General features: G+C 75.3%; 14 protein-coding genes. 8 read left to right on the forward strand and 6 right to left on the reverse strand.

The genetic code is table 11. The features are described from left to right. Positions 1–266: 266 nt before the first annotated feature. On the reverse strand, positions 267–581 hold the full coding sequence (locus AC5RWQ_RS00325) for a DMT family transporter (RefSeq protein ID WP_494280736.1): 315 nt from the start codon (positions 579–581) through the stop codon (positions 267–269). 128 nt (positions 582–709) lie between these two features. Between AC5RWQ_RS00325 and AC5RWQ_RS00330 the strand changes: the two genes are divergently transcribed. The 7 genes from AC5RWQ_RS00330 to pspM all read left to right on the forward strand — a co-directional run bounded on the left by AC5RWQ_RS00330 (position 710) and on the right by pspM (position 7,096). Beyond that, positions 710–1,633, forward strand: a complete 924-nt coding sequence (locus AC5RWQ_RS00330; protein WP_494280737.1) for an ornithine cyclodeaminase family protein — start codon at positions 710–712, stop codon at positions 1,631–1,633. A gap of 109 nt (positions 1,634–1,742) precedes the next feature. Further along, entirely contained in the window at positions 1,743–3,242 is a 1,500-nt protein-coding gene (rimO, locus tag AC5RWQ_RS00335; protein WP_494280738.1) for a 30S ribosomal protein S12 methylthiotransferase RimO, read from the forward strand. A 77-nt stretch (positions 3,243–3,319) separates the two neighbouring features. Beyond that, positions 3,320–3,907 (forward strand): CDP-diacylglycerol--glycerol-3-phosphate 3-phosphatidyltransferase, encoded by a 588-nt coding sequence (gene pgsA, locus AC5RWQ_RS00340; protein WP_334482530.1) that lies wholly within the window; start codon positions 3,320–3,322, stop codon positions 3,905–3,907. 146 nt (positions 3,908–4,053) lie between these two features. Next, the gene (locus tag AC5RWQ_RS00345) at positions 4,054–4,605 is read left to right on the forward strand and encodes a CinA family protein (RefSeq protein WP_494280739.1); all 552 of its coding nucleotides are present in this window, start codon (positions 4,054–4,056) and stop codon (positions 4,603–4,605) included. Positions 4,606–4,768: 163 nt separating this feature from the next. Continuing rightward, positions 4,769–5,221, forward strand: coding sequence for a helix-turn-helix domain-containing protein (locus AC5RWQ_RS00350; RefSeq protein ID WP_494280740.1), 453 nt, complete (start codon positions 4,769–4,771; stop codon positions 5,219–5,221). Positions 5,222–5,406: 185 nt separating this feature from the next. After that, positions 5,407–6,285 (forward strand): PspA/IM30 family protein, encoded by an 879-nt coding sequence (locus tag AC5RWQ_RS00355; RefSeq protein ID WP_494280741.1) that lies wholly within the window; start codon positions 5,407–5,409, stop codon positions 6,283–6,285. A gap of 25 nt (positions 6,286–6,310) precedes the next feature. Further along, positions 6,311–7,096: a phage shock envelope stress response protein PspM gene (gene pspM, locus AC5RWQ_RS00360; protein WP_494280742.1), complete on the forward strand. Its 786-nt coding sequence runs from the start codon at positions 6,311–6,313 to the stop codon at positions 7,094–7,096. Between the two features lie 12 nt (positions 7,097–7,108). Here pspM and AC5RWQ_RS00365 read toward each other — a convergent pair whose 3' ends face one another. From AC5RWQ_RS00365 to AC5RWQ_RS00380, 4 genes are all read right to left on the reverse strand, one after another. Next, complete coding sequence (locus tag AC5RWQ_RS00365; RefSeq protein WP_494280743.1) at positions 7,109–10,705, reverse strand: hypothetical protein; 3,597 nt, start codon at positions 10,703–10,705, stop codon at positions 7,109–7,111. A gap of 172 nt (positions 10,706–10,877) precedes the next feature. Continuing rightward, the gene (locus tag AC5RWQ_RS00370; protein ID WP_494280744.1) at positions 10,878–11,702 is read right to left on the reverse strand and encodes a DNA-formamidopyrimidine glycosylase family protein; all 825 of its coding nucleotides are present in this window, start codon (positions 11,700–11,702) and stop codon (positions 10,878–10,880) included. 234 nt (positions 11,703–11,936) lie between these two features. Further along, positions 11,937–12,179, reverse strand: a complete 243-nt coding sequence (locus tag AC5RWQ_RS00375; protein WP_494280745.1) for a CPCC family cysteine-rich protein — start codon at positions 12,177–12,179, stop codon at positions 11,937–11,939. Between the two features lie 44 nt (positions 12,180–12,223). Beyond that, a complete protein-coding gene (locus AC5RWQ_RS00380; protein WP_494280746.1) occupies positions 12,224–13,009 on the reverse strand; it encodes an SAM hydrolase/SAM-dependent halogenase family protein in 786 nt (261 codons plus the stop codon). 99 nt (positions 13,010–13,108) lie between these two features. Here AC5RWQ_RS00380 and AC5RWQ_RS00385 point away from each other — a divergent pair, with 99 nt between their 5' ends. Continuing rightward, positions 13,109–13,672, forward strand: coding sequence for a hypothetical protein (locus AC5RWQ_RS00385; protein ID WP_494280747.1), 564 nt, complete (start codon positions 13,109–13,111; stop codon positions 13,670–13,672). 95 nt (positions 13,673–13,767) lie between these two features. On the opposite strand, the gene AC5RWQ_RS00390 is transcribed toward AC5RWQ_RS00385, so the two are convergent. Continuing rightward, positions 13,768–18,360 carry an ATP-dependent helicase gene (locus tag AC5RWQ_RS00390; RefSeq protein WP_494281131.1) on the reverse strand — a complete coding sequence of 1,531 codons (4,593 nt, stop codon included), beginning with the start codon at positions 18,358–18,360 and terminating at the stop codon, positions 13,768–13,770. Positions 18,361–18,574 lie beyond the last annotated feature (214 nt).

The raw sequence follows: 18,574 nt of genomic DNA on the forward strand, positions 1-18,574 counted from the left end.
GGCAGTCGGCCACCTCCCTCGCACGCTTTGCTCTGCTGCACCCCACGCAACAGTCACTCAGCGTCCCGGTCTCGCGGCGAGAAGCGCGCCGTCCTTCCGGACGTCCCGCAGTTCAGCGCAGTGTTGCGGATAGGGCAGCAGAGCAAAGCCTCAAGAGGTGATGGTCGGTTTCGGGCCCGCGATGACGCTCAGTGGCGAAGCCGATGAGCAACGCAGCGTGATCCGACCCGATGATCCGGTCGCGCGTGGCGCAGCATGCCTGTGGCTCAGTGGAAGAGCTTGAGACCGATCACGCCGGCGACCACCAGGAGCAGGGACAACAGGCGCGGGAGACTGGCGGACTCGCCGAGGGCGAGCATGCCGACCAGCGCGGTGCCGACCGCGCCGATGCCCACCCAGACCGCGTAGCCGGTGCCGACCGGGATCTCCCGCAGCGCGTACGCCAGGCCGACCATGCTGAGCACCAGGGTCACCACGAAGACGACGGTGGGAAGTGGGCGGCTGAAGCCGGCACTGCGGTCGAGGGAGACCGCCCACGCGGTCTCCAGCAGTCCGGAGATCACCAGCGCGATCCAGGCCATCGGGCATCACCTCGTCCGGGACGGCTGGAGCCGCCACGGCCGACGCTAGCAGCGGGGGTGCGCGGGGGAGGGTGATCTCTCCCACCCTGGGTGGAACTGAAGTCAGCTTGAGGTTGCAGCATGGGCTCATGACCCTGCTTGTCACCGACCGGGAGGTCGCCGCCGCACTCGACGCCGCCACGACCGTCGAGGCGATGCGGGACGCGCTGCTGGCCGCGCACGCCGGGCGGCTCGTCGCCCCGCCCCGGGTGGCCGCCCCGCTCGGCGGCGGCCGGATGGTGCTCACCGCCGGCCACCACACCGGCGACTGGTACGGCTACCGCTCCTACGACACCTTCGGGCACCCGCAGGGCGAGCAGGTGGTGGTGCTGCACGACGGGCGTACCGGGGCGGTGCGGGCGGTGGCCGTCGGTGAGGAGCTGGGCTCCCGGCGTACCGGAGGGCTGGGCGGGGTGGCGGTCGACGCCCTCGCCCGGCCGGAGGCGGCCACCCTCGGGGTGATCGGCTCCGGCGGGCAGGCGTGGACCCAGGTCTGGGCCGCCGCCGCCGTCCGCCCGCTGCGCGAGGTGACCGTGCACAGCCGCTCCGCCGCCCGGCGGGAGGTGTTCGCCGCCCGGGTCCGCGCCGAGCTCGGCGTGCCGGCCCGCGCCGTGGGCAGCGCCCGGGAGGCGGTCCGCGACCGCGACGTGGTGGTGGTCGCCACCACCGCCACCAGCCCGGTGCTCGACGCCGCCGACCTCGCCCCGGGCACCCACGTCAACACCGTCGGCTTCAAGCAGGTCGACCGGCACGAGTTCGGCCTCGACCTGCTCGACGCCGCCGAGCTGCTGGTCACCGACTCACCTGCCCAGGCGGCCGGGTACGTCCCGCCGATGCTGGCGGCGCTCCCGCCGTACGCCGAACGGCTGCGCGACCTGGGCGCGGTGCTGGCCGGCGCGGTCCCGGGCCGGACCGGCGCGGACCAGATCTCGGTCTTCTGCTCCACCGGCCTGGCCGGCACCGAGGTCGCCCTGCTCGACCGGCTGGTCCGGGTCGGCGTGGCGGCCGTCTGAGGCTGCCCGTGGCGGCCGGCGCGGCCGGGCGGGGCGGCCCGGGGATGTGAGCCGGCCTATGCCGCGGCCCGCCGTTGCCGGCCCGGGCCGGCCGGCCCGGTACCCTCGGATGGTGTCTGCCACCTCCGCTTCCGCCGCCGCCGGCCGCCGTGTCGCCCTGCTGACCCTGGGCTGTGCCCGCAACGAGGTCGACTCGGAGGAGCTGGCCGCCCGGCTGCACGCCGACGGCTGGCAGGTCACCACCGACGGTGAGGGCGCCGACGTGGTGGTCGTCAACACCTGCGGCTTCGTCGAGAAGGCCAAGCAGGACTCCATCCAGACTCTGCTCGCGGCGGCCGACACCGGGGCGAAGGTGGTCGCCGCCGGCTGCATGGCCGAGCGGTACGGGCGTCAACTCGCCGACAGCCTCCCCGAGGCGCAGGCGGTGCTCAGCTTCGACGACTACCCGGACATCTCCGCCCGGCTCGACGCGGTCGTCGCCGGCGAGGCGGTCGTCGCGCACACCCCGCGGGACCGGCGCGAGCTGCTGCCGCTGACCCCGGTCTCGCGCCGCGACCAGGCGGTCTCGTTGCCCGGGCACGGCACCCCGACCCGGGGCACGGTGGAGACCGACGAGCACACCCCGGCCCACCTGCGCCAGGTGCTGCGCCGCCGGCTCGACACCGGTCCGGTCGCCTCGCTCAAGCTGGCCAGCGGCTGCGACCGCCGCTGCGCGTTCTGCGCCATCCCCGCCTTCCGCGGCGCCTTCGTCTCCCGTACGCCCGACGAGCTGCTCGCCGAGGCGGAGTGGCTGGCCAAGACCGGCGTCCGGGAGCTGGTGCTGGTCAGCGAGAACTCGACCTCCTACGGCAAGGACCTGGGCGACCCGCGGGCGCTGGAGAAGCTGCTGCCGCAGCTCGCCGCGATCGACGGCATCGTCCGGGTCCGGGCCAGCTACCTGCAGCCTGCCGAGACCCGGCCCGGCCTGGTCGAGGCGATCGCCACCACGCCGGGCGTGGCTCCCTACTTCGACCTGTCCTTCCAGCACTCCAGCGAGCCGGTCCTGCGCCGGATGCGCCGTTTCGGCTCGACCGACCGGTTCCTGGAGCTGCTGGCCGGTGCCCGCACCCTGGCCCCGCAGGCGGGCGCGCGGAGCAACTTCATCGTCGGTTTCCCCGGTGAGACCCGGGCGGACGTGGACGAGCTGGTCCGGTTCCTGACCGAGGCGCGGCTCGATGCGATCGGCATGTTCGACTACAGCGACGAGGACGGCACCGAGGCGGCCGGATTGCCCGGCAAGGTCTCCGCCGCCACCATCAAGCGCCGCTACGACAAGCTCAGCGCGCTCGCCGACGAGCTCTGCTCGCAGCGGGCCGAGGAGCGGCTGGGCTCGACGGTCGAGGTGCTGGTCGACACGGTCGACGGCGGCGTCGTCGAGGGGCGGGCGGCCCACCAGGCGCCCGAGGTCGACGGTTCGACCACCCTGGTCGCGCCGGTCGGCGGCGGGGTCGACCTGGCCGCGCTGCGCCCGGGCGACCTGGTGCGGGCCACGGTCACCGCGACCGAGGGTGTCGACCTGATCGCCGTGCCGGATGAGATGATCTCGGCGGCGCCCGGCGCGGAGCGGTGACGGCGGGTCCGGAGGGAACGAGGGAGCCACGTGGTGCGGTGTCAGGTACGCCACGACGGCCGGAACGGGGTGCGGCCGTGACCGGGGCGACGGAGTCGGCGCCGGTGGTCCCCCGGGTGCCGGTGCGCAACGCGGCCAACGCGCTGACCCTGCTGCGGCTGGTGCTGGTGCCGGTCTTCGCGGCGTCGGTGATCGTCTCCGGGATGATCCACGCCGGCTGGCAGCTCGCCGCCTGTCTGATCTTCGTGGTCGCCTCGGTGACCGACCTGGTGGACGGCTGGATCGCCCGCCGGTTCGGGCTGGTCACCTCGGTCGGCAAGGTCGCCGACCCGATCGCCGACAAGGCGCTCACCGGCGCCGCCCTGGTGCTGCTCTCCTGGTACGACCGGCTGCCCTGGTGGGTCACCGCGGTGATCGTCGCCCGTGAGCTGGGCATCACCGCGCTGCGGTTCTGGGTGATCCGGCACGGGGTGATCGCTGCCAGCCGCGGCGGCAAGATCAAGACTGCGCTCCAGATCCTGGCGATCACCTGGTACCTCTGGCCGATGCCGGCCGCCCTGGCCGTCGTCGGTCCCTGGATCATGGCCGCCGCCGTCATCGTCACGGTGGTCACCGGCTTCGACTACATCGCCCAGGCCCTCCGCCTCCGTCGCCCCCGCCCCTGACCCTCGGCCGCGTCCACCGTGTCGTCGGCTCGTTGATCACGAAGTTGCCGCCACCCGCTGCGCCGGGTCGGGAGGATCACCCCCATGATCGACCGATCCGGGCGCAGGATGACTAGGGCGGGGCGGGCGGGGAAGGGAAGCGGGGCATGGGAACGGACGCGAAGCACGAGCGGCCCGCCGGGAGCCCGGCCGCGGCGGTGGTGCACAGCCTGCACGAGCGGCACGAGACGCTGGCCACGGTCGAGTCGTTGACCGGCGGCCTCCTCTCGGCCTCGATCGTTGAGATCGCCGGGGTCAGCGGGGTCTACCGGGGTGGCCTGGTCACCTACGCCACCGAGCTGAAGTCGCAGCTGGCCGGCGTGCCGGCGGAGCTGCTGGCCGAGCGCGGGCCGGTCGACCCGGACGTGGCGGTGGCGCTCGCCGAGGGCGGCCGGCGGCGCTGCGGGGCCGACTGGGGGCTGGCCACCACGGGTGTGGCCGGGCCGGAACCGCAGGACGGCAAGCCGGTCGGCCTGGTCTACGTCGCCACGGCCGGCCCGACCGGCGCGGTGGTCCGCCGGCTCGACCTCGACGGTGGCCGGGACCACATCCGCGCCGCCGCGGTGATCGAGGCGCTGCGCCTGCTCGCCGAGCGGATCCACGCCGCCGACGAGGAGGCGCCGGCCGGTCCCGCCGCCGCTGCGGCGGTCAGCCGGTGACCGGGCCGACCGGATCCGACGGCCGGGGTGGGATGTCGCGGGGCCGGGCAACGGGTACGGTTGCGGGAAGGCTCCGGCGTTCGACGTCGGCGCCGGAGCGGATCCCCGCGTCCGGCGCGGGCGACCGGCCGCCGGCAGAGGTTTCCCGTCAGGGGGAGGTGCGATGGTCCTGCTACGCCGGGTGATCGGTGACGCACTACGGGCGCGCCGCCAGGGTCAGCACCGCACCCTGCGCGAGGTCTCCACCGCCGCCAACGTCAGCCTCGGCTACCTGTCCGAGATCGAGCGCGGCCAGAAGGAGCCCTCCAGCGAGCTGCTGGCCGCCATCTGCGACGCCCTGGGCGCCCGCCTCTCCGAGCTGCTGCGCGAGGTGAGCGACACCGTCGCCCTCGCCGAGCAGATGCCGGGCGTGCTGATGCCGATGCAGGACGAGCCAGCCGAGGCCACGCCGGTGCCGGCCGGGGCCGCGGTGCGCAAGGCCACCAACCGGGGCGTACGCCAGGTGACCTCCGACGGCAAGGTGGCCGTCTCGGTCCGCCAGGACTCGCCGCTGAAGGCCACCCTGCGCAGCACCCGGGTCCGCGCGGGCGAGCGGGACGTGGTCTGCGCCGCCTGACCGCGCAGGGGTTGCGGCCCATGGCCGGGGTGGCCCCCGCCGCGTAGGGTTGATCGCAGGCTGTGCGGAGGCACTCCCGTGGTACGGCTCGCCGCCCTGGCGTCCGGCTGCGACGATGGGAGCACGCTCCGCGCGGCCGACGGTTGGTCGAGGCGCAGCGACGCTACTGAGGGGATACTTCGGAGATGGCGAACCCGTTCGTCAAGGGCTGGCACTACCTGATGGCGCTCTTCGGTGCCAAGATCGACGAGCACGCCGATCCGAAGGTGCAGATTCAGCAGGCCATCGAGGAGGCGCAGCGCCAGCACCAGGCGCTGGTCCAGCAGGCGGCCGCCGTGATCGGCAACCAGCGCCAGCTGGAGATGAAGCTCTCTCGACAGATGTCGGAGGTCGAGCGGCTCCAGGGCAACGCCCGGCAGGCGCTGGTCCTCGCCGACCAGTCCCGGGCCCGCGGCGACGAGACCGAGGCCGGCCGCTACGAGCAGTCCGCCCAGGTGCTCGCCACCCAGCTGGTCTCCGCCGAGCAGGCCACCGAGGATCTCAAGACCCTGCACGACCAAGCGCTCGGCGCCGCCGCCCAGGCCCGCCGGGCGGTCGAGAACAACTCGATGATCCTCCAGCAGAAGCTCGCCGAGCGCACCAAGCTGCTCAGCCAGCTGGAGCAGGCCAAGATGCAGGAGAGCGTGGCCCGCTCGCTGGAGTCGATGTCCAGCCTCACCGCGTCCGGCAACACCCCGTCGCTGGACGAGGTCCGCGACCGGATCGAGCGCCGTTACGCCAACGCCATGGGCCGGGCCGAGCTGGCCGGCAACTCCGTCGAGGGGCGGATGCTGGAGATCCAGAAGTCGACCCTCGACAGCGCCGGGTCGTCCCGGCTGGAGCAGATCCGCGCGAGCATGGCCGGCGAGCAGCTCGCGGGCCCGCAGGAGCGACCGGCGGTGCAGCAGCAGCCGGCCAAGCAGGCGGCGCCGGCCGCCGACCCGGCCGCCACCGCGCGGTTGGACGAGATCCGGGCCAGCCTGACCCGGGACCGCGGCACGGGGGACACCACCGCCGCCGGTTGAGCGGACGGTTCGAGGAGGTACGCGGGTGGCGGACGAGCGAACACGACACTTCCGTCGGTTGCGACGGCTGCGGCGTTCCGCCCGACGGTGGAGCGTCCTGGCCGGTGGCCTGGGCGGGGCGGCCGCCGTGCTGACCCCGTACGCGGGGCTCGGTCTGCCCGACGCGGCCTGGGCGGGCGCCGCGGGCAGCGCGGTGGCCCTGGCCGCCTGGCGCTGGATCGACCTGCGGGCCCTCGCCGCCCGGCCGGCCCCACCGGCCCTCGACCCCGCGGAGGCCGCCGCCCGTTCCCGGGCCCGGCTGGTGGCCGCCGTCGAACGTCTCCCGGTCGGCCCGGGGGTGCTGGCCGAGGCGCGTCGGCTCCGGTCCCGGCTGGCCCTGCGCGGCACCACCGCCGCAGAGGCGTGGGCCCGGCTGGATCGGGCGGCGCTCACCCTGGCCGGGATGGCCGGGCGGCTCACCGGGCTGGCCGAGCCGGCGGTGCTGGAGGCCGCCGCCGCGGACCGTTCCCTGCGTGACCTGGCCGGCCGGGTGGCCAGCGTGGAACGCGCCGTCCGGCTCGCCCCGGCCGAGTCCCGGGCCCGGCTCGCCGAGGCGCACCGCGCCCTGCTCGACCAGCTGGAGACCGGGGTGACCGCCTACGAGGGGCTGGTCGTCGCGGCGGCCGGCTACGTCGCCGAGGACGCCCACCCGGGCAGCGCCGACCCGGCCGCCTCGCGGCTGACCGAGGCGACCGACCTGCTGCACGGGGTGGCCTCGGCGCTGGCCGAGCTGCGCGCCGTCGGCGACCCGCTGCGCACCCCGGCCCGCTGAACGTCCGCCCCCTCACGGGGTGGCGACCGGGACCTGCCCGCTCCACGGCGAGCTGCCCACCACGTTGAACGCGCGGACCCGGTAGTGGTAGGTCACGCCCCGGGCCAGCCCGGTGTTGGTGAAGCCCCGGCCGGTCACCGTGAAGGTGGCCGGCTCCCGGTGGAACGCCGGGTCCAGGGCCCGCTGGACGACGAATCCGGAACCCGGCCCGGTCGGCACGACCGCCGCCCAGCTCAGCACCACCGTCGCGGTGTCCGGACCGGCCGCGCTGGGGGCGGCGGAGATCGAGGTGGGGATGGCCGGCACCCGGGGCGTGGTCACCGTGGCCACCGTCGACCAGGGTGACGCCGCCCCCAGGTAGGTGGTGCGCACCCGGTAGTAGTACGTGGTGTCCGGGGCGACAGCCGGGTCCAGGTGGTTGTCCGCGACCCCGACCGCGGTGGTGCCCGGCCCGCTGGTGAAGGTCGGGTTGGTGGCCCGCTGCACGTCGATCCCGGTGGCGAAGGAACGGTTCACCCAGCGCAGCGCGACCCGCAGCGGGGCGGCCGGCGGGACCACCGCGGCGAGCCCGCTCGGCGCGGTCAGCCGGACCGACGCCGGGACGCTGTTCGACCAGGCCGAGCAGCTCACCGCGTTCTCCGCCCGGATCCGGTAGTGGTATGTCACGCCCGGGGTCACCGACGCGTCGGTGTACCGGGTCGCGGCGGCCGCCACGGTGATCGCGGTGACCCCCTGGGTGAACCCCGCGTCGGTGGCGCGCTGGAGCAGGTGACTGGTGGCCGGCGGGCGGGCGCCGTTGCCGGTCCAGGCCAGCGCGATCCCCGGCAGCGCGGTCGCCGAACCCGGCACCGGCGTAGCGGTCAGCCCGGTCGGCGCCTTCGGGGCGACCCGGACCACCAGCGGCCGGCTCATCCCCAGGTCGCGCAGGCCGGCCGCGCCGCTGGACCAGCGGTACTCCCAGCCGAGGTTGACCAGGTGGTTCACCACCGCCGCCGGGCGCCCGTCCAGCGGGCTGATCGGGGTGGAGCCCACCCGGACGCCGGCCGGCCGGGTCGGGTCGAGCAGCCGCACGCTGTCACCGATCTTGAAGGGCAGCGGCGGTACCACCGGCCGCAGCGCCACCACCACGTCCTCCGCCGGGTCGACCCGGACGGTCTCCTTCCACCCCAGCTCGCCGCCGTCCGGCCGCCGGACCGTCCCGTCCCAGCCCACCCGGTTGACCAGCTGCACGTCGCAGCCTTCGATCCGGACCGGGTGGCTCTGCCGGCCGGTCCCGCTGATCCGCCACAGCCGGGTGCCGTCCGCCGGCGCGCCCACCGGCACCGCCGGGTCGGTCGCCACCAGGATCTCCGTCGCCGGATCCGCCGGACCCAGCGGCAGCGAGGACGGGCCGAGCGGGCCCGCGTACGGATGGGCGACGCCGAGCCGCCCGGCCAGCCGCCCGTGCTCCGCTTCGAAGACCTGCCCGACCGTCTTCACCTCGATCGGCAGGGTCACCGAGGCGGCCGCCCCGATCGGGGTGAAGCTGACCGAGGTGGTGTGCGCCGAAACCACCGTCCGGCGCGCGGTGCGGGTGCCGAACGCCTCGTCGTACTCGGGCTGCGGCACGATCGGCGGGCGCTGGCTGGCCGCGTACGCGCCGGGCAGGCGCTCGGCCAGCCGGGCCAGGTCGTACGGCGGGGCGGGTGTGCCGGCCACCCGGATCTGGAGCAGAGTCCGGGTGTTCGGGCCGTACCCGGGGCGGCTGGCGGCCAGCCCGCCCTCGGCGGTGCGGTCCGGCGCGTCGCTGTGGTGGTCGTACCGGGGGTCGAAGCAGGGCAGCGGCGCCGGGCAGTCGTTGTAGAGGATCAGCACCGAGCCCGGCGGCACGGTGGAGAAGTCGACGACCACGTCGGCCCGTTCGCCGGGGGCGAGCAGCAGGGCGTGCCCGTCCACGTTGAGCACGGTGGGGTCGCGGCGGTCGTACCGGAAACCCACCGGCCGGTTGCGCACCACCACCGGCGCGGGAAGCAGCCCGCCGTCGTTGCCGATCCGGATCATGCGCGGCCCGGCGGCCCGCGGGTCCGGCACCCCGCCGTCGCGGCCGTCGACGGGCCAGTCGGCCGGCCGTCCCGGGGCGCGGACCGCCTCGACCATCGGCACCTCCCCGGCGCCGGCGTCGGCCAGGGCGCCGTCGGGGCGCCACATCGGACCGTCCGAGCGGGCCCGGTAGAGCTGGAGGTTGAGGCTGCGGTCCGCGCACGCGTTCAGGATCCGGAACCGGTACGCCTTCGGCGCCACCGTCAGGTACGGGTACGCGGTGCCGTTGACCAGCGGGGTGTCCCCGTACGCGTCGGGCACCGCGGCCGGGTGCGGCACGCCCGGGGTGTACGGCGGCTCCTCCGGCGTGGCCACCGGGTCGTGGTGCGGGTTCTCCACCGGGCCGGATCCGTCGGCGTCCCGCCCGGGCAGCCACGGACCGTAGTCCCAGCGGCCGGTGGGGTTGCGCCCCGACTCCCGGTACGGGTTCTGCCGGGGCTGGTAGACGTGCGGATGCCAGAGGTTGCCCCGGGCGCCCCACCGGACCCGGTCCCAGGTCGGGTCCTGGGCGGCGAGCTGGGCGTCGTCCGGGACGAACGTGCGGTCCTGGATCACCAGCGGGACCTGCTCGCTGGGAATCACCCCGTCGGCGGCGAGCCGTTCCTCGGCCGGGTCGGTGAGCAGGTAGGGGGCGAGCTGACCGGAGTAGACGGTCAGCCGGGACAGGCCGAGGGTGTTGTCGTGCAGCCACATCAGCCGGCCGCTCTGCTCGTTCGGGTAGTAGAGCGTGGTGGCCCCGGCGCCCGGGTGGGGCATGTCCGGCACGTGCTGCACCCCCACGCCCGTCGGGTACGGGGTGATCTCGCCGGCCGGTGTGATCCACTGCCACGGATTGCCGGCGCTGATCCAGCCGGTCTGCGCCCCGGCCAGGTGCAGCACGGCCCGGTTCTGCGGGTACGGCGCCGGCCCGTCCAGCGGGCCGATGCCCGCCCCGGCGACGGTGGGGTCGACCGGCAGGAAGAGCTCGCCGGCCCGGCCGGTGGGGAGCTGGTTGATGAACTTGATCCGGACCGGGCGGCCCCGACGCGCGACGATCATCGGCCCGAGGTGGTACGGCCGCTCCGGCGGGGCGACGGTGTTGTGCCCGTCCGGGTCGGTGCCGAGGTTGAGTTGCCGGTAGCCGCGCAGCCGGGTGGTCGGCAGGTCCCGGTGCAGCCGCTGGTGGTACTCGCGTACCCCGATCTCGTAGTAGTCGCAGCCCGGGTAGCTGATCGTGTCCGGGACGGCGATCGGCAGGTGGCCACCGAGCTGGTTGCGGCCCAGCGGGCCGGGCAGCGGTAGCGCGTCGACGAACTTGCGCAGCCCGCTGCCGGGGACGACCCGTCCGTGCACGTCGCGCACCGGCAGTGGGCTGCTGGCGAAGTTCGGCACCGGGCCGAAGCAGCGCGGCACGGCGGCCGGGTCCAGGCTCGCCGGGGTGGGGACGGTCACCTCGGCGGCCCGCGCCGCCGGGATGGTCGGTCCCTCGACGCGATCGGCGCGGACCGCGCGGTCCGCCCAGCTGGGGCGCAGTCTGCGGAACAGGGCCATGGCTCTCCCCGGGATCGGGGCACGACGACCACCACCCCGGCGTGGCGGGTGGTCGCGCCCGTCGGTGACGAACGGTGAGCACTCAACCGCAGCATGCGACCTGGAGCGATGGATGGGAATTACCCAATCGTCCGTATCTCCGGTGCCGTCCCGGCAGTCCGACGGCGGCGGGTCAGACCGGCGTCGTGGCTGGTGAGGACCGTTCGGGTTGGCACACCGGGCACCAGTAGGTGACCCGCTCGCCCAACTCCTCCTTGCGGATCGCCGTGCCGCAGCGGCGGCAGGGCTGGGCGCGCCGGCCGTACACGTAGCTGGTCTGCCCGCGGTGCAGCGAGCCGGTGGTGCTCTGCGTCCAGCGGCCCCGGTTGGCGGCGAGCAGCCGCTGTGCCAGGGCCACCGTGCCGGCGAGGTCGGGCACCGCGCCGACCGGTGTCCACGGCGAGACGCCGCGCAGGAAGAGCACCTCGCACTTGTAGAGGTTGCCCACCCCGGCCAGGTTGCGCTGGTCCAGCAGCGCCTCGCCGATGGTGGCCTCGGGGTGCGCGGCGAGCCGGCGGACCGCCTCGGCCAGGTCCCAGTCCGTACCGAGCAGGTCCGGGCCGATGTGGCCGACCAGGGACTCCTCCTCAGCGGTCGGCACCAGGGCCAGTTCGTGCAGGTGGTAGCCGACGGCGACCGCGCCGGCGCTGCGCAGCACCACCCGGATCAGGTGCGCCGGCCGGGCCGCCCAGCGTTCCCCCGGGGCGTACGCCCGCCAGGCGCCGTCCATCCGCAGGTGCGAGTGCAGCGTCCAGTGCCCGGTCACCGGTCCTTCGGGCGGCGCGGTCAGCCGGAGCAGCAGGTGTTTGCCGCGGCTGGCCGACTCGCGCACGGTCCAGCCGGTCAGGTCGGTCGTGGCGAGCTGTGGGACCCGGAAGTCGCTGCCGGTGAGCACGGCGCCGGCGAGCGCGCGGTGCAGGACGCGGGCGGTGTTCCAGACGGTGTCGCCTTCGGGCACCCCTCCATCCTCCCTCGTTCGGGCCGGATTCGCAGGTGTCGCTATTTGTGCCGAAGTTTCCCTGGATCTGCCGACAAACGCCGCATCGGTGGTCTCTGAGGAGAACGAGGTGACGGGTCCCGATCCAGTGTCACGTGCTCGGGCAGACGGTCACCGAGCCGTACCGCACCACGAACCGGCTGGACCGCAGCCAGTACGTCAGCCACCCCGCTCACCGCCGCGACGGCGGGTGCCTCAGGGTCGCTCGTGGGGGTGCGCCGGGCGCACCATCTCCTGGTAGCGGGGATGGCTGGCCCCGTAGACGGCGAAGTTCAGCCGCGCGTCGGAAAGACTCATGTCGCCGTTCGGGCCGCCCCGCACCACGTCGGCGTCGGCGTCGCCCTGCCCGTCGTCGGTCCAGAAGCAGACCGGACAGGTGCCCCCACCGGTCCGGGACGCGCAGCAGGGACAGACGACGGGAACCCAGACCTCACCCACCGCAGCAGCATTCCACACCCGACGGGTTCCGGCAGCTGCCGCTTTCACCGACCCCGGACGGTCACCGGGTCGCCGGGCGCCACGCCGAGCAGGTCCACCGCCCGGCCCCCGTTCACCGCGACCGCCAACAGGCCCGCGGAGTCGACGATGAGCACCAGCGCCCCGGCCGGGGCGTCGCCGAAGGTCAGCCCGCGGACGGCCGGACGCCCGGCCACCGTCAGCTCCCCGTCCAGCAGGTCCAGCAGCTCCGGACCGGCGGCGAGCTGGACGTTGCCGAAGTGGTCCACCGTGGACACCTGGGCGGTGAAGCCGCCTGCCTCCCGCAGCAGCACCGGGGGTGGCAGCGCGACCAGGTCGGCGGGGTCGACCGGCGGTCCCGCCTCGGCGGGCGGGGCGCCGAGGGCGAGCCGGGCCGCGACGGGGGCGAAGACGTCCCGGCCATGGAAGGTGCGGGACACGTCCGGCGCCCACCACTGCGGATTGTCCAGCGTGACCGCCGCGGTCACCCCGCCCAACGCGGCCGCGGCGGGCAGCAGCAGGCCGTTGTCCGGCCCCACCAGCAGCCCGCCCGGGCTGACTATCGCGATCCCGCGCCGTTCGGTGCCGACGCCCGGGTCGACCACGGCGACGTGCACCCCGTACGGCAGGTGCGGCACCGTCTGGGCGAGCACCGCGGCGCCCCGCCGCACGTCGGCCGGGGGCACCAGGTGGGTCACGTCGATGACCCGGACCGCCGGGGCGAACCGGGCGATCACCCCGTGGCAGGCGGCCACGAAACCGTCGGCGGGGCCGTAGTCGGTGGTCAGCGAGATCCAGGCGGTCGGGGCCATGCCGGAAGGCTAGCCGGCGTACCGCTACCGCTGACCGGGGATCGCGATCGACCGACCGGCCGGTGCCGCCACCGGAGCGGGTTCCGGCAGACTGCCGGGGTGACGACGAAACGCCTTCGTATCCGCGCGACCGCAGCCGCCGTTCTCATCGCTGCCGGGCTCTCCGGCTGCGGCAGCGATCCCGCCGACGAGAAGGACGGCGGAGCGTGGGCCGACGGCGGCCGGTCGAATGCCCCGGCCACCAGCGCGGCCGCCCCGCCCGAGGAGCCCGCCGCCGCCACCACCAGCGGCAGCGGCAAGCGGCCCACTCCGTCGGAGAGCCCGTCCACCCCGCCGTTCGTGATGCCCACCAAGGCCACCGGAACGCCCGCCGCGCAGAAGGTGGTCGACGCGTTCAAGGCCGCCGGTCTGAAGGTGCCGAACCTGCGCGACCGGTCCCGGGACTGCGGGCCGAACGGCCTCGGCGTCGGCTGCGCCCAGCTGCTGGTCACCGACGCCGTCTCGGTGTACGTCTTCCCGGACGAGGCCACCGCGACCAACCAGACCGACATCTGGGGCGCCGACGCGTACCGCAAGGGCGCCGTGGTGCTCAACTACCTGGGCACCCGGACGGCGGTCGCGGAGCAGAAGCGCTACAACGACGTCCTCGCCAAGCTGACCTGACCCGTCGGCCTGCGGGCCACGGAGGCGCTGGCCGGGGAAGCGGCTGCCCACCACCGGATCCGGCAGGTCCGGCGACCCGCCCGTCCCGGCGGTGGTCAGCCGCGCAGGCGCAGCCCGCGCGGGGTGGCCCGGAACCCGGCGGCGGTCAACGCGTCGCGCAGCGGTGAGGAGTGCACCGCCTCGCCGTCGGCCCGCTCCACCGAGATGGCACCCAGCGCACCGGAGTGGACCGCGTCGGCCAGCGCCTTGCCCGCCGCGGTGAGCGCGTCGCCGTCGTCGGTGAACGAGAGGATGGTCCGACCGCCCCGCTCGACGTAGAGCACCAGGTCGCCGCCGACCAGTACGACCAGCGCGCCGGCCTTGCGCCCGGCCCGGTGCCCGGTCGCCGGGGCGGCGCCGTCACCCGAGTCGACGACCCGTTCCGGCCAGGGCAGCGCCGCGCCGTACGGGTTCGCCGGATCGGTCGCCGCGAGCACCACCGTGGGGCCGCCCCGCCCGCGGGCACCGTCGGCGGGGTCGGCGAGAGCCCGGATCCGGTCCACGGCACCGGGCACGGCGAACTGGGCGGCCCCCAGCCCCTCCACGAAGTAGCCGCGCCGGGCGACACCGCGTTCCTCCAGCGCGGAGAGCACCGGGTAGACCGCGGCGAAACCACCGGTCACCTGCTCGCCGACGACCGCCCCCCGGGTCACCACCCCGTGCCGTTCCAGCAGCACGTCGGCGAGGGCGGCGGCCCTCCGGGTCGGGTCGGTGTCCCGCTCGGGGAGGCGGGACCAGCGCCCGGCCACGGTGGGCGGACCGCCCCGGGTCGGCAGCGCGACCCGGCCGGGCCGGCGGTAGCGGGTCCGGGGCGCGGTGGGCCGGGACCGGTGCGCCCCGCCACCGCCCAGCGCCGCGCGCAGCGGAGCGAGCGTGTCGTTGGTGAGCTGGCCGGCCCAGACCAGATCCCAGACCACCGCGCTCAGCGCGGCGTCGTCGGTCGAGCCGACCCGGTCGGCCAGGGAGCGGAAGAAGAGCGCCTGCCCCTCGCCGAGCGCGTCGAGGACCGCCTCGTGCAACGGGGTGAGGGCCAGCGCATCGTCCGGCGGGGGCAGCAGCAGCGGCGCGGCGTCCGCGTACGCCAGGGTGACCCAGCCGTCCCCGCCGGAGATCGCTCCCGAGCCGGCCCAGACCACCTCCCCGCTGGCGCAGAGCTCGTCGAGCTGGGCGGGGGAGTAGTCGGCCACCCGGGCGGGCAGGACCAGGCGTTCCAGCGCTGAAGCGGGCACCGCAGCGCCCTGGAGCTGCTCGATCGTCGCGGCGAGCGCCTCCACGCCCCGGGCCGACGAGCCGACCTGCTGCCAGCGGGGCAGGAACGCGGCGAGGGCCTTCGGCGGCACCGGCTCGATCTCCCGGCGCAGCGCGGCGAGCGAGCGGCGGCGCAGCAGCCGCAGCACCTCCGCGTCACACCACTGGCTGCCCACACTGTCCGGTGCGAACTCACCGGAGACGACCCGGCCGGTGGCGGCGAGCCGGCGCAACGCCTGCTCCACCACGAAGACGCCGAGCCCGAAGCGGGCCGCGCAGGTCGTCGCGGCGAACGGGCCGTGGGTGCGGGCGTACCGGGCGACCAGGTCGCCGAGCGGGTCGGCCACCGGCGTCAGGTACGCATCGGCCACCCCGACCGGCAGGGCCACGCCCAGCGCGTCGCGCAGCCGGCCGGCGTCCTCGACACCCACCCAGCGGTCCTCGCCGGCGATCCGGACCCGCAGCGCCCGGCGGGCGGCCGCCAGGTCGGTCAGCCAGTCCACCGGCGCGCCCCGCTCGGCCAGCTCCACCTCGGTGAGGTCGCCCACCACCCGGAGCAGCTCGACCACGTCCTCCGCGTCCCGCGGGCGGCGCTGCTCGGTGCGCCAGCGCAGTTGCCGCTCGGTCTCGGCGAGCACCGCCGGGTCGAGCAGCTCGCGCAGGTCAACCCGGCCGAGCAGCTCACCGAGCAGGGTGGAGTCCAGCGCCAGCGCGGCGGCCCGGCGCTCGGCCAGCGGGGCGTCCCCCTCGTAGAGGAACGCGCCGACGTACCCGAAGAGCAGCGAGCGGGCGAACGGCGAGGGGCGGTCGGTCTCCACCTCGACCAGGCGGACCTTGCGGCTGCCCAGGTCGCGCATCAGCTCGGCCAGCGCGGGCTGGTCGAAGACGTCCTGGAGGCACTCCCGGGCCGCCTCCAGGGTGACCGGGAAGTCGGCGTACTCCCGGGCGACGTCGAGCAGTTGGGCGGCGCGCTGCCGCTGCTGCCAGAGCGGCTGGCGGCGACGCGGGTCGCGGCGGGGCAGCAGCAGCGAGCGGGCGGCGCACTCGCGGAACCGGGAGGCGAAGAGCGCGGAGGTGCCCACCGACTCCTCGACCAGTTGGGCGATCTCGTCGGGTTCGAAGACCACCACGTCGGCGCCGGGCGGATCCTCCGCGATGTCCGGCAGCCGCACCACGATGCCGTCGTCGGAGGGCATGACCTGCGCGTCCACGCCGTACCGCTCGGCGAGCCGACGGCCGATCGCCAGCGCCCACGGCCCGTTGACGCGGGCGCCGAGCACGCTGTGCACGGCCATCCGCCAGTCGCCCAGCTCGTCGCGGAACCGCTCGACGAGCACGGTGCGGTCGTCCGGCAGGGAGCGGGTGGCGGTCTTCTGCTCGCGCAGGTAGGCCATCAGGTTGCCGGCGGCCCAGTCGTCCAGCCCGCCGGCGCGCAGCGCGGCGACGGCCGCCTCGTCGCTCTGCCGGATCAGGGTCCGGACCCGGGCGCCGATGGCCCGGCCCAGCTCGACCGGGCGGCCCAGCTGGTCGCCCTTCCAGAACGGCATCCGGGCGGCCTGACCGGGGGCGGGGGAGACCAGGACCCGGTCGGGGGTGATCTCCTCGATCCGCCAGGAGGAGGAGCCGAGCAGGAACACGTCGCCCACCCGGGACTCGTAGACCATCTCCTCGTCCAGCTCGCCGACCCGCGCGGCGCGTTCCGCGCCGGCCAGGAAGACGCCGAAGAGGCCCCGGTCCGGGATGGTGCCGCCGCTGGTCACCGCGAGACGCTGCGCGCCGGGCCGGCCGGTGAGCACGTCGGTGGCGCGGTCCCAGACCAGCCGGGGGCGCAGCTCGGCGAAGGCGGTGGACGGGTAGCGGCCGGAGAGCATGTCGAGCACCGCGTGCAGGGCGGACTCGGGCAGCTCGGCGAAGGGCGCGGCCCGGCGGACCAGCACGGCCAGGTCGCCGACCCGCCACGGCTCCAGGGCCACCATCGCGACGACCTGCTGGGCGAGCACGTCCAGCGGGTTGCGCGGGTAGTGCAGCTCCTCGATCGCGCCCTCGGCCATCCGTTCGGCGACCACCGTGCAGGAGAGCAGGTCGCCGCGGTGCTTGGGGAACACCACACCCCGGGAGACCGCGCCGACCTGGTGCCCGGCCCGGCCGACCCGCTGCAGGCCGGCCGCCACGCTGGGCGGCGCCTCGATCTGCACCACCAGGTCGACCGCGCCCATGTCGATGCCGAGCTCCAGGCTGGAGGTGGCCACCACGGCGGGGAGCTGTCCGGACTTGAGCGCCTCCTCGATGTGCTTGCGCTCCTCCCGGGAGACGCTGCCATGGTGGGCCCGGGCGATCACCGGCGCGGCGCCCGCCGCCGCGCCCGACTGAGCCATCACCTCGGCCGGCGGCCGGGGGGCCCGGACCGGACCGACCGGTCCACCCCAGGCGTCCGCGCCACGCCCGCCGTCGGGGCCGCCCGGTGGCGCGGTCGCGGCGGCCAGCTCCTCGGCGGCCAGCTCGTTGAGCCGGGCGCAGAGCCGTTCGGCGCTGCGCCGGGAGTTGGTGAAGACGATGGTCGAGCGGTGCGCCCTGATCAGCGAGAAGACCCGCTCCTCGACGGCCGGCCAGATCGACGCCCGGCGCGGGCCGGGGCCGCCGAGGTCGTCCTCCCGGGGCTGCTCCTGCTCGTCCAGGCGGGTCATGTCCTCCACCGGGACCTGGACGCTCACCTCGATCGTCTTGGGGGTGGCCGGCTGGACCACGTCCACCGGGCGGGCGCCGCCGAGGAAGCGTGCGCAGGCGTCGATCGGCCGGACTGTCGCGGAGAGGCCGATCCGCTGGGCGGGGGTGGTGAGCAGCTCGTCGAGCCGTTCCAGGGAGAGCGCCAGGTGGGCCCCGCGCTTCGTGCCGGCCACCGCGTGCACCTCGTCGAGGATCACCGTCTCGACGCCGCGCAGCGAATCCCGGGCGGCGGAGGTGAGCAGCAGGAACAGCGACTCCGGCGTGGTGATGAGGATGTCCGGCGGGGTGCGGGCGAACGCCCGGCGTTCGTCGGCGGGGGTGTCGCCGGTGCGCATCCCGACGGTGATGTCCGGCGGCGCGACGCCGAGCCGGGTGGCCGCCTGCCGGATGCCGGCGAGCGGGGCGCGCAGGTTGCGTTCGACGTCGACCGCCAGCGCCTTGAGCGGGCTGACGTAGAGCACCCGGCAGCGCTGGCGGGCCTCGGCCGGCGGCGGCTCCTTGGCCAGCCGGTCCAGCGACCAGAGGAACGCGGCGAGGGTCTTGCCGGAGCCGGTCGGGGCCACCACCAGCGCGTTGCGCCCGGCGGCGACGGACCGCCAGGCACCGGTCTGGGCGGCGGTGGGGGCGGCGAAGGCGGCACGGAACCACTCCCGGGTCGCCGCGCCGAAGCCGGCCATCACCTCGGCCGCCGCCGACCCGCTCGCCCGATCCGTCACCCCCCCATCCTGCCCCGTCGGTGTGACATCCGGTCGGGGGCGGAACGGGGTTCTGTCCGGATGCGGGTCTTACGCGGCTGGAAGTGGCACTTGACGTGTTAAGTCTTACTTAACTGCTTGCTTGTGCAGCGCAACATAAAGTAACTTCACTCGGAACGCAGCGTCGGGTGAAGGG

The organism is Micromonospora sp. BS32, from assembly GCF_059089345.1.

Coding starts and splice junctions, on each gene's coding strand:
- AC5RWQ_RS00325 (WP_494280736.1), bottom strand. CDS start 581: ATGGCCTGGATCGCGCTGGTGATCTCCGGACTGCTGGAGACCGCGTGG.
- AC5RWQ_RS00330 (WP_494280737.1), top strand. CDS start 710: ATGACCCTGCTTGTCACCGACCGGGAGGTCGCCGCCGCACTCGACGCC.
- rimO (WP_494280738.1), top strand. CDS start 1,743: ATGGTGTCTGCCACCTCCGCTTCCGCCGCCGCCGGCCGCCGTGTCGCC.
- AC5RWQ_RS00345 (WP_494280739.1), top strand. CDS start 4,054: ATGGGAACGGACGCGAAGCACGAGCGGCCCGCCGGGAGCCCGGCCGCG.
- AC5RWQ_RS00350 (WP_494280740.1), top strand. CDS start 4,769: ATGGTCCTGCTACGCCGGGTGATCGGTGACGCACTACGGGCGCGCCGC.
- AC5RWQ_RS00355 (WP_494280741.1), top strand. CDS start 5,407: ATGGCGAACCCGTTCGTCAAGGGCTGGCACTACCTGATGGCGCTCTTC.
- AC5RWQ_RS00365 (WP_494280743.1), bottom strand. CDS start 10,705: ATGGCCCTGTTCCGCAGACTGCGCCCCAGCTGGGCGGACCGCGCGGTC.
- AC5RWQ_RS00380 (WP_494280746.1), bottom strand. CDS start 13,009: ATGGCCCCGACCGCCTGGATCTCGCTGACCACCGACTACGGCCCCGCC.
- AC5RWQ_RS00390 (WP_494281131.1), bottom strand. CDS start 18,360: ATGGCCGGCTTCGGCGCGGCGACCCGGGAGTGGTTCCGTGCCGCCTTC.